The organism is Moritella sp., from assembly GCF_013215705.1.
Classification (GTDB): domain Bacteria; phylum Pseudomonadota; class Gammaproteobacteria; order Enterobacterales; family Moritellaceae; genus Moritella.
On sequence record NZ_JABSQR010000018.1, the window covers coordinates 13,511 to 26,095 of the forward strand.

The following is a 12,585-nucleotide window of genomic DNA, read 5'->3' on the forward strand; positions in this document are numbered from 1 at the left end:
AATAACAAGATTAACGTTGATAAATCGTTTGACCGACAAGACTAAAATGGGTGTTATAACTTTGCAGACTTTCAGAATGGCCAATAAAAAGATAACCACTCGGTTTAAGTAATGAGTAGAACCTTTGTACCAGTTTTTTCTTCGTTTCATCATTAAAATAAATTAAAACATTACGGCAAAATATCGCATCAAAAAGACCTGACATTGGCCATGGTTCTAGTAAATTCAGCTGTTTAAACGAAATCAACTGTTTCACTTTGTCATCCATAACATACTGCTGATGGGTATTCATATCAGAGCAATACTGGGTGCGATAAGCGATTGGAATACCCACAAGATCAGCATAAATACCCTGGTGCGCACGACGTAACACATCACTATCTAAATCTGTTGCTAATATCTTTGCATCCCAATGAGGCAATTGACTCTCAATACTCATAGCAATTGAATATGGCTCCTGTCCCGTGGAACAACCCGCAGACCAGATCCTTAGTTTCTTATTTGTGTTATTGGACTTAAATTCTGGTAACGCCACTTTCTGTAAAAAATCAAAATGATATGCTTCACGAAAGAAAGCGGTTAAATTCGTCGTGATCGCATTAATAAATTCGCTCAATTCACCAGTGTAATTATCTTGTAATAACTCACAGTATGCTGAAAAGTCAGTTAATCTCAGATGACGGATCCTTTTCATGACTCGGCCATAAAGCATATCGCGCTTGGATCCATTGATCACAATACCTGATTGTTTAAAAGCCAGTTGCGATAGATACTGAAATTCAGCATCCTGCATAATCAGGCTATTTGATAGCATACCCATAATATCACCACTTAATCGTGATGTGACGAGGCTAACCATTGGCAATCATTGATGCCGGTGTATGATGCATATTCATATTTTCAATATCTTGAAATTGCTCTAAATCCAACAATAAACTTGAGCTTAATAACACCACCATTTTATCTTTAATTGAGACCAGTCCACGAATGACACTCGGGCCATTATCTGGACCTAATTGTGGCGGTAAATTAATCTCACTATGTGCAATCGTGTGTACATCTGAAACCGCATCAACAACAAGTCCCATCACCTTGGATTTGTCATCGACCAACACTTTTACTACGATCACGACAGTGATGGCACTGTATTCAATATGTTCTAAACCAAATTTCTGGCGTAAATCGACTATCGGGACAATCGTGCCGCGTAAATTAATAACGCCTTTAACATAAGCAGGCATATTGGGGATCTCTGTACATACCTCCCAACCACGGATCTCTTGTACATCTAATATTTCCACACCATATTCTTCTTCTGCCATAATAAAAGTCAGAAATTGCGTGGATTGTTCACCCATTTCAATGTCGGTCAGCGTATTATTATCCATATCTATTCCGTCCTATTTTAAGCGGCAACATGTGCACCCCGACCTTGCTGCTGTTGATGTTGATGGCGTTCATTGGTCACACGCTTTACAATATCAGCAATATCTAAAATTAATGCAACCGTGCCATTACCTAAAATAGTCGCGCCGGATACACAGCTTACCTTCATAAAATTATCTTCTAGATTTTTTATAACGACCTGTTGTTGCGCCGCTAAATCGTCAACTAATAAGCCATATTTATGATTGCCATTTTCAACAACCACTAATAAACCATCGGTAATACGCTTAAGGTTGGTGTCATGATTCAGTACTTTATATAAGCGAATAATAGGAATGAATTCATCTCGGAGTTTAAAAACTTCGGTATCATCGGCCAACTTGGTTACCATGCCATCTTTTAACTGCAACGATTCAATAATTGACATGATCGGTAATATATACGTTTTACTGCCGATTTTGACGAGTTGGCCATCCATAATAGAGAGCGTCAACGGTAAACGGATCGAGAAACAACTGCCTTCCCCCGCCGTGGATTCAATTTTAATATCACCACCGAGCGATTCAATGTTGCGCTTTACGACATCCATACCAACCCCACGCCCAGAGATATCACTCACCGTTTCGACGGTTGAAAAACCAGGCAAAAATATAAATTCATCGATTTGATTATCACTATAACGCTGACCTTTATTCGCGATGCCTTTTTCAATAGCCTTGGCATGGATCTTATCTCTGTTTAACCCTCGGCCATCATCTCGGATCTCAACAATAATCTCGCCACCTTGATGGAAAGCATTAATATCAAGGTAAGCGACGTCACTTTTCCCTGCAAGTTTCCGCTCGTCAATGGTTTCAATACCATGGTCTAAGGCGTTACGAACAAGATGCACAATGGGATCAGAAAGCTTTTCCAGCATGATCTTATCCAGCTCCGTTTCTTCGCCGTGTATTCTAAGCACGACATTTTTACCTAATTGAGCGGTTAAATCTCGAACCATTCGAGGAATCCGATTAAAGGCAAATTGGATCGGTAACATCCTAATTTTCATTACACTATCTTGTATTTCTCGGGTATGTTGAGAGAGCTGAGTCAGCCCTTTTTTCAATTCCGGTAGTTTTTCAACAGAAAAATCTTGCCCGAGTTCTTCCAACATCGCTTGCGTGATCACAAGTTCACCAACCATATTGATTAAAGCATCGACTTTATCAATGGATACGCGAATTGAATTCGTTTCAGGCGATTTAGCCTTCGTTATTTTGTTTGTTGCAACTGGAGAAGGTTTCGACTCTGCTAACATCTTACTATCAGTAGCCAATGCTTCACTTGCTATTGCTTGAGATTGCGTACTTGGCGCTGTAATGATAATGGTTGATTCATCTTCGACCCACTCAAAGGCTTCTTTTATTTGCGCTTCACTTACCTGACTGATTAATTCAAGCTCCCAAGTTACATAGATATCTTCAGGTGATAAATTGTTCCACGAAGGTATATTGTCAAGTTTAGGCATCACCTTAAGTTCACCCATATCTTGTAACTCAGCAAAAATTAAACGCGGCTCGTTACCTTGCTTTAAAATATCTTGCCCAGGAACAAAGTGAATCAACCAATCACCATCGCCAAGTCCCTTCATCACCGGTGGCTTAGCTAGCAGCTCATCACCCGTAGATAATACGTCCTGATTAACATCGAGTTGTAAGAATTGATTATATTGCTGTTTTAAGCTTTCTGCCGCATCAGGAATTGATTCCGAATCATCCGCTAACAGTTGGATCCACGCTCTTAAACAATCTACAGTTTGTAAAAAAAGGTTAATATGAGCATCGATAAGGGGAAGTTTTTCTGCGCGTAAATCATCAAGTAAGGTTTCGGCTACGTGGGTAAATTCCGTTAATTGATGAAATCCGAATGTGCCCGCGCCACCCTTAATCGAGTGAGCGACTCTAAAAATGGTATTTATGACTTCGCTATCTACCGAGCCAGGATTTAACTTTAGCAGTTCAGCTTCCATCACCTCCAGTCCTTCTAGACACTCTTCAATAAACACTTGTTGAAACTGTTTAAGATCAATGTCCATGCTTACCTCAATACTTTTTTGACAGTCGCAATGAGTTTTTCTGGATTAAATGGCTTCACAATCCAGCCAGTTGCACCTGCAGATTTACCTGCCATTTTTTTATCTGTACCCGATTCAGTCGTTAACATTAGAATTGGCGTGAACTTATACGCACTTTCACTACGTAATTTACGAATTAAGCTAATGCCGTCCATCCGTGGCATATTAATATCTGAAATAATAAGATCAAAGTTTCCGGTTTTAGCTTTTGCTAACCCATCTACACCATCGACGGCAGAGTCAACCTGGTAACCCGCCTGCTTTAAAGTAAACAGCACCATTTCACGAATGGATACCGAATCATCTACCGCTAATATTCGTTTCATTACAGATCCTTACATTGATGCATAATTAAAGTCGGTTTCAAATCCTAACGCTTTCACCACCGCCATAAATTTATCCGATGGCGATAGAAACACCAGTGTGGTGTTATGTATCGCAAGATGTTGAGCGTAAGCATAAAAAAGTTGGCAAGAAGCACTGTCAATATGAGTAACATGACGCGCATCGAGAAGTTGAGGTTCCGCATTGATCGGTAACTGAGCAAGTGTTGTCTTGAGTCTAGCAATCGCGGTGATATCGATTTTCTCACCTAATTCCATGGTGATAGGGCTTTGTTCCATAAAACTAATCCTGTATATACGCAAGCGTATCAGAAAGTAAATTCATTAATTATTTTATAACTCGTGTTGAGTATAGGAAAAGATTTTATAAATAAGCAGGCAATGCAGAGAACTGTGATCTGAGAACAGGATTGGAAATAGTTTTATATAAATTACAGCATAATCGGGAAGACAAGATAGAGATAGATAGAGATAGATAGAGAGATAGTCAATCATGAGAACATTAACTATCTACCCTCAAAGTAGTCGAGATAAGTATGATTACATCCAGTCTGTATTACGAATAATACCGACAGCAACCCCCTCAATGTCAAAGCTTTGGAAATTTAAATCAACACGTATTGTGCTCATTTCATCATTTTCAGGATGCAGTAAAATTTCATTGCCTTGTTGCTCAAAACGTTTAACGGTGACTTCATCATCAACACGTGCAACCACAACTTGGCCTTTACTGACATTTTTGGTTTTATGTACCGCTAATAAATCACCATCCATAATACCAATGTTACGCATGCTCTCACCGCGTACCCGCAATAAAAAATCTGCATTTGGCGTGAACATCGATGGATCGACATTGTAGTGTGCTTCAATATGCTCTTGCGCTAAAATTGGTTCGCCGGCAGCAACTTGTCCGATTAAAGGTAAACCCTTATCATTGTTGGCGTCTTCAGCATTAACCAACAAACGAATACCACGTGAGGTGCCAGCTAGAATTTCAATATGACCTTTTCGTGCTAATGCTTTTAAATGTTCTTCAGCCGCATTAGGTGAACGAAAACCAAGTTCCTTCGCAATTTCAGCTCGAGTCGGTGGCATACCGGTATTTTTAATATGTTGTTTAACTAATTCAAGTACTTCTGCTTGTCTTTGTGTTAATGCTTTCATCATGAACCCTAACTGGTTTTATATACAGTTTCTTGTAATTATATACAGTAATATCAAGTTTGCAATATCAGCAGTGGGGATATCTGGATAATAATGAATTAATCACTTGCCGACGCTTAAACACAGATTTATGACTACACATCTGATATTATTGGAGTAAGCACTCTCGCACTTCAATCAACAGAATGATAACACTTATGCAACAAACACCGTCAATGTTAAGTCGAAGTTTCGTTAACGGCTTAGTTAAATCTCAATACGTACCAGACAACCCAGTTGATGCACTAAAGTTAGATTTAACGCGTCCTATTGTTTATGTTTTGAAAACTAAATCGATGACAGATCTGGTCGCATTACAACGGGCCTGTAAAGAACGAGGCTTACCAGACCCACTTACGCCAATTAAAGTGAATGGCGTCATCATTCCCAGCTATGTTTGCTTAGATAATCCGGCGCCACTGTTTGGCCAAGTAAAAGATAAAAACGTATTTTTTAGCGAATTTCAACAGCTATTACGCTTACACAAAGATGATAAAGTTCTTGATATTCAGTTAATGCCCGTCTCATTATTTTGGGGACGCGCACCGGGTAAAGAAGGTCAAGTACCACTACTGTCATTAGCCAACAGTATTTCTCCAAGTCGTTTACGTAAAACCATCATTGTTGGGCTTAATCGCAAAGACAACTTAGTCCGTTTTAATAAACCCGTATCACTACGTTTCATGGCCGATCAGCATGGTAGTGATGAAAAACTTGCACAAAAATTAATTCGTGTCGCCAAGATCCACTTTAGTCGTCAAAAACTAGCCGCATCGGGACCGAAACTGCCGAATCGTTATCAACTATTTGAGCAACTGCTACGTAATCCAGAAGTTAAAAAAGCCATCCAAATTGAAATCGAAGAACATAATATTTCAGCGCAAAAAGCGAAAAAACGGGCTAATGGTTATATCGATGAAATTGTCAGTGACTTTTCTTATAAATTTGTAAAAAACACCAGTAATTTTCTGGGCTGGATATGGAATAAGATCTACAGTGGTATCAAGGTTAACAACGCCGAACAAGTGCGTAAGCTGGCTGCCGATGGTCATGAGATTGTCTTCATGCCTTGTCATCGCAGCCACATGGATTACTTGCTTATCTCTTATGTTATTTACAATGAAGGCTTGATCCCCCCACACATTGCCGCTGGCATTAACCTTAACTTCTTCCCTGCTGGGCCGATGTTCCGTCGTGGTGGTGCATTCTTCTTACGCCGCACGTTTAAGGGCAATAAACTCTATGCAACAATCTTCAGAGAATACCTCAGCTTATTATTCTCAAAAGGTTATTCTGTTGAATTCTTTACTGAGGGTGGTCGCAGTCGTACCGGACGTTTATTACCGCCAAAAACCGGCATGCTTAACATGACCTTACAAGCTATGTTAAGAGAACAAAGCCGACCGATTACATTAGTCCCGGTATATCTAGGCTACGATCACGTGATGGAAGTAAGTACCTACGTAAAAGAATTATCCGGAGCCAATAAGAAAAAAGAAAGTGTATTCCAAATATTTGGGATCGCCAAAAAACTTAAAAATTACGGCCAAGCATTTGTTAACTTTGGTGAGCCAATCAACCTTAACCAATATTTAAATAAACACGTGGAAAACTGGCGTGATGACATAAATATGCCTGTTGAAGAACAACCTGCTTGGTTAAACCAAACAACCCGTGAACTCGCCAATCAAGTCATGGTGAATATTAACAGTGCCGCAGCAGTAAACGCCTTAACTATTTGCGCATTAATTTTACACGCCGCGCCACACAAGGCATTGAGCCGAGAAATTTTAGTTAAACAAATTGATAGTTATTTAAAGCTACTGCGTAATAATCCGTATAGCGAATTCAGTACCTTGCCGGAAAACAGTGCAGAAGAAATTCTGGATCAAGCAATCGCACTGAAAAAATTCACCGTACGTGAAGATAGCTTAGGACAAATGCTATCTATGTCATACGAACAAGCAGTGCTATTAACTTTCTACCGTAACAATATTCTACACCTGTTTGCACTGCCGTCATTAATCGCTGCGATAGTGACAGAGAAAGCGCAAACCAGTATAGAAGAAATTAATGCGAAGGTTTACCAACTGTACCCGTTAATTCAAGCTGAGCTATTCTTGAAATATTCCGCAGATGAATTGAGTACGTGTATCTCTGACACATTAACTGAAATGCAAGAACAAGGGATAATTAATAACTGTGATAATGTAATAACCCCTGTGAATGAACGCTTAATGTCACTGAAACTCCTTGCTGCCAGTATTCAAGAAACATTACAACGTTATGCAATTGTACTCACCGTGTTAGAGCATGACCAAGTGATTGAAAGAACAAAACTGGAAGATCGCAGCCAGATGATTGCAGAGCGTTTATCCTCGCTTAATGGCGTCAGTGCACCAGAGTTCTTTGATAAAAAAGTATTCGCTATCTTTATCAATAAACTGCAAGAATTACATTACTTGTCTGATGCTGGTACTGTAAAAGCAGATAAGATCAGTCCGCTCGCGAATGTTGTGCGAGGGTTAACAACCCTCGAAGTAAAACAAACAATATCGGATGTGATGCTGAGTCAGCAATCTAGTGAAGTCTAAACGATGGGTATTTCGTTAATATAACGCGATCTTTGTATTGCTTATTGCCAATAACAAAAAGAGGAGCTGCGGCTCCTTTTTTGTTATTGTGTATCATGTGCATTAAACGCTTACAAGTAGCTTAAAAACAGACTCACAAACATAACCATACCAACATAGTTATTATGTAAAAACGCCTTAAAACAAGATTCTCGGTCACGCTCAACAATCAATTTCTGTTGATAAACAAACAAACCAGCGACTATCGTTAACCCCATAAAATACACGCTAGGTAATACTAATAACCAGCCAAGCATACCAAGACATAATAATGATGATAACTGTAATAAACCAACAATCAATTTGTCATTTTCTGCAAATAATATCGCCGTAGATTTAATACCAATCTTTAAATCATCATCACGATCAACCATGGCATATAAGGTGTCATACGCCACGGTCCATAAAATATTAGCGACAAATAATAACCATGCATAGTTCGGAACTGTATCTAATTGCGCCGCAAATCCCATCGGAATAGCCCAACCAAATGCCATCCCTAATACCACTTGTGGCAAGTGCGTATAGCGCTTCATAAACGGATAACACGCGGCAAGACCCACTGCCACAAACGATAATATTATCGTCAATTTATTCATGGTGAGTACGAGCAAAAATGCCAATAAGGTCAAGACAAAGAAAAATATCAATGCCGCACGACTCGATATACGTCCAGCGGCAATCGGTCTATTCTCAGTGCGTTTTACATGAGCATCAACACGTCGATCGGCAAAATCATTGATAACACAACCTGCCGAGCGCATTAAGATCACGCCCAATGTAAATACCAGCAATACATCTAATTTTGGTAATCCTTCAGCCGCTATCCACAGTGCCCACAACGTAGGCCACAATAAAAGCAAGGTACCGATTGGTTTATCCACACGAGTAAGCTGGATGTAATCTTTTATTTTCACCGTTATCAACGACATATACTTCACATCCTTTTTTATTTATATGCCAATGCATCAGGTAAAAACACTTCGGATACCAGTAATGATTTCCCACCGAGCAGGAAACATGAGCGACGACCAAATAATGATGTTTTCAGGCTTGACGTTAACTGGCAAGATAAGCCATAAACGTTACTCTGAGCATCAAACTCGGCTATCTCAATTTCACTGCGCTGCATATCTGGCGCACTAAATAACACACTACCTAATGACCGATTACCTAATTGCTCTAGTTCACCACCAGGCGCAGTCAACATATTAAGCGGCATCACACTACGCGCAAAAACCCAAGGGGTACCGTCCAATTTTAACAGCACTTCACGCACAAAGCCGACATTTTCAACTAGGTTTAATTTTATCTTTTCATCATCAGATAATGGATAATTGCCTTCCGTTAATATTTCAACAGTAAATTCCTGACAATATTGTTTCAGTCTTGCTGTTAGTGAACCCGTATCAACTAACCAATCATAAAGGCGCGCAGATAGTTTATCTTCTAATATGGTAGGCCATAACCATTTAGACTCACAGCCAATCGGATAATTTGGTAACGACAACGAACTTATTCGCTTCTTATTTATATTTTCAGGCATAGTATAAATTACTTTTTTAACAACAAGATCTGGCGTAATTATCTGCTATTCAGCTCAAGATTGTAAGCAAGGACGTAACTTGTTGGCTGATTTATGTAATTAATTAATTGAAAATGAGTATACTGAGTCACAACCTTGTTTTTTCATCTCTCATTTTACTAAGGATACGGTAAATGAATAAATTATTCTGGCTATTAAGTATGGTCACAGCTTCACTATCCACCGCCGTATCAGCTAACGATCACCAACCTGTGTATATTTATTTCGGTTTAGAACCCGATATTATAACTAACTATACCAGTGAAACGAACAAGATTGGTTTTATCAATGTATCTGTAGAATTTATGCTGGCTGACAATAACGGTTTGGACATTATTGAAATGCATGAACCCTTGATCAGAGATAAAATAATTTCATTATTGGGTCAACAATCACCTCAACATTTACGTTCACTGACTGGTCGAGAAGAGATCAGAAAAGAGATCCAAAATGAAGTGAACAGCTTACTGAAACAAGAGACTGGCGAAGCCGTTATTGAAAATCTATTATTTACCAAATATTTATTAATGTAATAAAAAAGGAGTATGCCGCGTGGCCTACTCCTTTATCAATTGACGTCGTCACAACATCAGCTAGTCACTCATTATCTGAAATAGCGTTAACCTTTAATCGCATTAATGATCGCAGTCGTAGAACAACCATCTTCAAATTGTAAAATTCGAACCTTGCCACCATTCGCCAATACCTGTTTATGCCCTGCGATCTCTTCCACTTTGTAATCACCACCTTTAACTAATACATCAGGTAGCAATTCAGAGATTAAGCGCTCTGGTGTTTCTTCAGTAAATTCAACGACCCAATCCACCGCACCTAATGCAGCAAGTACCGTCATACGGCGGTCACAAGTATTGATCGGACGACCAGAGCCTTTCAACCCTCGCACTGAAGCATCGGAATTAACCGCCAAAATTAAACGTTGGCCTAATTTACGCGCAGAATTTAAATAAGACACGTGACCCGCATGCAGAATATCAAAACATCCATTAGTCATGACAATATTTTCGCCACGTAACTTAGCCAATTTAACCGCAATCTTTAGCTGTTCTTCGCTTAATACCCCAAAGCCGCTTTCATGAGAACCGTAGACAGAGTTAGCTAATTCAATCGGGCTTACCGTCGAAGTACCAATTTTCGCAACCACAACACTGGCCCCCGCGTTTGCTAATGCGCAAGCTTCTTCGAGTGATGAACCCGCTGATACAGCCGCAGCTAATACCGAAATAACCGTATCACCCGCACCTGTCACGTCATACACCTCTTGTGCTAATGCAGGTAAATGAAACTCATCTTGCTCTGCACGAATTAACGTCATGCCCTTTTCACTACGCGTAACCAGTAATGCTCCAAAATCATATTGTGCAATTAACTGACGGCCCTTTTCAACCAGTTCTTGTTCACTTTTACAATGCCCAACAACCGCTTCAAACTCCGATAAATTTGGCGTTAATAAGGTCGCCCCACGGTATTTTTCAAAATCACAGCCTTTTGGATCAACAAAAACTTTAACGCCTTGTTGCTTTGCGGCCTGGATCATTTGTTGCACTTCAACCAAAGCGCCTTTGTTATAGTCCGACACAATCATCACGGAATAATCGGCTAAGTTAGCGATAGTTTTAGCAACAAGCGGTTGCGTGTCCACCGCCGCCACAGATTCTTCGAAATCTAATCGAATCACTTGCTGGCCACGGCTTAATACCCGTAATTTAGTGATCGTTGGGTAATCATCTAATTGCAAAAAATCACAAATAACATCGACAGCATTCATTTTACCGCATAACGCTTGTGCAGCTTCATCATTACCCGTTAAGCCTAAAAGTTTCGCACTCGCGCCTAACGCCGCAAGGTTAAGCGCCACGTTAGCGGCACCACCAGGACGATCTTCAACATTATTCACTTTAACAATAGGCACTGGTGCCTCTGGAGAAATACGACTCGAATCGCCCGTCCAATAACGATCTAACATGACATCGCCAACGACTAATATTTTTGCATTGTTAAAGTCAGGTAAAATGATTTCCATTGTTCTCTCGATAATTTCTAATTAGAAGATTTAAATTTATGGTCTAAAAATGCTTGGCCACAACCAACCATTAAACCAAGTACATGTGCGGCATTCGCAACATTAAGGCCAAAGATAGGGAAAAACCCCAGTACCAGCCAAACCAGCATAAAACCAACATAAGGTTTAGGTAAATTAAGACCTTGTGTCGGCGCTAACCAACCAGTCCACCAAATATAACCGACCAGCGCATAAACCACACCCGATAAACCACCAAAATTAGGACCAGATAATAAAAACTGACCGATATTGGGTATTAACGCGGCAACTAAAAACAACAGTAACAACTTTTTACTACCTAGCTTGTTTTCAATCTGACCACCAAGATACCACCACCATAATAAATTAAATACCAGGTGTAAGACTGAAAAATGTATGAGCGCAGGCGTAAATAAACGCCAAACTTCACTCAGTGAACTAGCACTTAACTCAAAAGGAAAATGCAGCGCAGCATAAATAAATTCATTTTGTGTCAACATACTAAAATACATCGCCACAAAGACAATCACACTTAAGACAAAAACGGTGAGCGTCACTTTACCTGCATGCATCAAAAAGTTAGCCAACATATTACCCGAGCCATAACTGAAGTTCGCGGTACGCGTATCAGCAACATCCCAAGAGGCCGCTTGGTATTTATCTTGGTAAGGATCAGCCAAAAACAAATCAAGTTCTTGCGATGCAACGTCAACATGGGTCATCGCAGGTAAACAAATTGCAAAACCATCGTCTGTCTGTGCAACTTTTGCCTCAATTTTTTGTACCGCTAAATAATCCACAAAAGCCTGCGCCATGCGTGGATTATTAATTACACCAATCTCGATCATTACTATTTACCTATTTTGATACAAATGCACATTCTCGACGCCAAGCTTCAAACCCACCGTCCATGCTATAAACCTCTTCAAAACCTTGTTCAACTAAATATTGCGCTGCACCTTGACTACTACGACCGTGATAGCAAACCACAACAACAGGGTTATCAAAGTCAGTTTGTTGCATAAAGTTACCTAACACTGAATCAGTAAGATGCAATGAATCTGCGATATGTGCATCTGTAAATGATTGAGGGTCACGAATATCGACAATTTTAACGCCTGTACTATTGCTGATTAATTGTTGGACCTCATTAATTGAAATATGTTTAAAACTATCCATGCTACACCTTAAATATAATTTTTTTCGTTCGATGATGTCCACATTAAAGATTGAATTTAATGATTCACGAACGAACTATT

Annotated in this window: 13 protein-coding genes; 2 read left to right on the forward strand and 11 right to left on the reverse strand. The window is 39.7% G+C overall.

Translation table 11 applies throughout. The annotated features are described in order from the left end of the window. Nucleotides 1-10: 10 nt before the first annotated feature. The 6 genes from HRT96_RS13020 to lexA all read right to left on the reverse strand — a co-directional run bounded on the left by HRT96_RS13020 (nucleotide 11) and on the right by lexA (nucleotide 5,010). Entirely contained in the window at nucleotides 11-859 is an 849-nt protein-coding gene (locus tag HRT96_RS13020) for a protein-glutamate O-methyltransferase CheR (RefSeq protein WP_293157321.1), read from the reverse strand. Then, entirely contained in the window at nucleotides 852-1,388 is a 537-nt protein-coding gene (locus tag HRT96_RS13025; RefSeq protein WP_293157324.1) for a chemotaxis protein CheW, read from the reverse strand. Before HRT96_RS13025 ends, HRT96_RS13020 begins: the two co-directional genes overlap by 8 nt. Nucleotides 1,389-1,405: 17 nt before the next feature. After that, complete coding sequence (locus HRT96_RS13030) at nucleotides 1,406-3,463, reverse strand: chemotaxis protein CheA (protein ID WP_293157327.1); 2,058 nt, start codon at nucleotides 3,461-3,463, stop codon at nucleotides 1,406-1,408. 2 nt (nucleotides 3,464-3,465) lie between these two features. Then, entirely contained in the window at nucleotides 3,466-3,828 is a 363-nt protein-coding gene (locus tag HRT96_RS13035; protein WP_293157330.1) for a response regulator, read from the reverse strand. Nucleotides 3,829-3,837: 9 nt separating this feature from the next. Then, a complete protein-coding gene (locus HRT96_RS13040) occupies nucleotides 3,838-4,125 on the reverse strand; it encodes an STAS domain-containing protein (protein WP_293157333.1) in 288 nt (95 codons plus the stop codon). Between the two features lie 261 nt (nucleotides 4,126-4,386). Beyond that, nucleotides 4,387-5,010 carry a transcriptional repressor LexA gene (gene lexA, locus HRT96_RS13045; protein ID WP_293128784.1) on the reverse strand — a complete coding sequence of 208 codons (624 nt, stop codon included), beginning with the start codon at nucleotides 5,008-5,010 and terminating at the stop codon, nucleotides 4,387-4,389. A gap of 197 nt (nucleotides 5,011-5,207) precedes the next feature. On the opposite strand from lexA, the gene plsB reads away from it, so the two are divergent. Further along, the gene (gene plsB, locus HRT96_RS13050) at nucleotides 5,208-7,643 is read left to right on the forward strand and encodes a glycerol-3-phosphate 1-O-acyltransferase PlsB (RefSeq protein WP_293157336.1); all 2,436 of its coding nucleotides are present in this window, start codon (nucleotides 5,208-5,210) and stop codon (nucleotides 7,641-7,643) included. Nucleotides 7,644-7,753: 110 nt separating this feature from the next. On the opposite strand, the gene ubiA is transcribed toward plsB, so the two are convergent. Then, complete coding sequence (gene ubiA, locus HRT96_RS13055) at nucleotides 7,754-8,614, reverse strand: 4-hydroxybenzoate octaprenyltransferase (protein WP_293157339.1); 861 nt, start codon at nucleotides 8,612-8,614, stop codon at nucleotides 7,754-7,756. 17 nt (nucleotides 8,615-8,631) lie between these two features. After that, nucleotides 8,632-9,228 (reverse strand): chorismate lyase, encoded by a 597-nt coding sequence (locus HRT96_RS13060; RefSeq protein WP_293157342.1) that lies wholly within the window; start codon nucleotides 9,226-9,228, stop codon nucleotides 8,632-8,634. 173 nt (nucleotides 9,229-9,401) lie between these two features. Between HRT96_RS13060 and HRT96_RS13065 the strand changes: the two genes are divergently transcribed. Beyond that, nucleotides 9,402-9,800, forward strand: a complete 399-nt coding sequence (locus tag HRT96_RS13065) for a flagellar basal body-associated FliL family protein (protein WP_293157345.1) — start codon at nucleotides 9,402-9,404, stop codon at nucleotides 9,798-9,800. An 86-nt stretch (nucleotides 9,801-9,886) separates the two neighbouring features. Here HRT96_RS13065 and hldE read toward each other — a convergent pair whose 3' ends face one another. From hldE to glpE, 3 genes are read right to left on the reverse strand one after another with little or no spacing between them, the layout of a single operon-like run. Next, nucleotides 9,887-11,308: a bifunctional D-glycero-beta-D-manno-heptose-7-phosphate kinase/D-glycero-beta-D-manno-heptose 1-phosphate adenylyltransferase HldE gene (gene hldE, locus HRT96_RS13070; RefSeq protein WP_293157348.1), complete on the reverse strand. Its 1,422-nt coding sequence runs from the start codon at nucleotides 11,306-11,308 to the stop codon at nucleotides 9,887-9,889. A 17-nt stretch (nucleotides 11,309-11,325) separates the two neighbouring features. Beyond that, a complete protein-coding gene (glpG, locus tag HRT96_RS13075) occupies nucleotides 11,326-12,174 on the reverse strand; it encodes a rhomboid family intramembrane serine protease GlpG (protein ID WP_293157351.1) in 849 nt (282 codons plus the stop codon). A 10-nt stretch (nucleotides 12,175-12,184) separates the two neighbouring features. Then, on the reverse strand, nucleotides 12,185-12,505 hold the full coding sequence (glpE, locus tag HRT96_RS13080; RefSeq protein ID WP_293157354.1) for a thiosulfate sulfurtransferase GlpE: 321 nt from the start codon (nucleotides 12,503-12,505) through the stop codon (nucleotides 12,185-12,187). Nucleotides 12,506-12,585 lie beyond the last annotated feature (80 nt).

Coding starts and splice junctions, on each gene's coding strand:
- HRT96_RS13020 (WP_293157321.1), bottom strand. CDS start 859: ATGGTTAGCCTCGTCACATCACGATTAAGTGGTGATATTATGGGTATG.
- HRT96_RS13025 (WP_293157324.1), bottom strand. CDS start 1,388: ATGGATAATAATACGCTGACCGACATTGAAATGGGTGAACAATCCACG.
- HRT96_RS13030 (WP_293157327.1), bottom strand. CDS start 3,463: ATGGACATTGATCTTAAACAGTTTCAACAAGTGTTTATTGAAGAGTGT.
- HRT96_RS13035 (WP_293157330.1), bottom strand. CDS start 3,828: ATGAAACGAATATTAGCGGTAGATGATTCGGTATCCATTCGTGAAATG.
- HRT96_RS13040 (WP_293157333.1), bottom strand. CDS start 4,125: ATGGAACAAAGCCCTATCACCATGGAATTAGGTGAGAAAATCGATATC.
- lexA (WP_293128784.1), bottom strand. CDS start 5,010: ATGAAAGCATTAACACAAAGACAAGCAGAAGTACTTGAATTAGTTAAA.
- plsB (WP_293157336.1), top strand. CDS start 5,208: ATGCAACAAACACCGTCAATGTTAAGTCGAAGTTTCGTTAACGGCTTA.
- ubiA (WP_293157339.1), bottom strand. CDS start 8,614: ATGTCGTTGATAACGGTGAAAATAAAAGATTACATCCAGCTTACTCGT.
- HRT96_RS13060 (WP_293157342.1), bottom strand. CDS start 9,228: ATGCCTGAAAATATAAATAAGAAGCGAATAAGTTCGTTGTCGTTACCA.
- HRT96_RS13065 (WP_293157345.1), top strand. CDS start 9,402: ATGAATAAATTATTCTGGCTATTAAGTATGGTCACAGCTTCACTATCC.
- hldE (WP_293157348.1), bottom strand. CDS start 11,308: ATGGAAATCATTTTACCTGACTTTAACAATGCAAAAATATTAGTCGTT.
- glpG (WP_293157351.1), bottom strand. CDS start 12,174: ATGATCGAGATTGGTGTAATTAATAATCCACGCATGGCGCAGGCTTTT.
- glpE (WP_293157354.1), bottom strand. CDS start 12,505: ATGGATAGTTTTAAACATATTTCAATTAATGAGGTCCAACAATTAATC.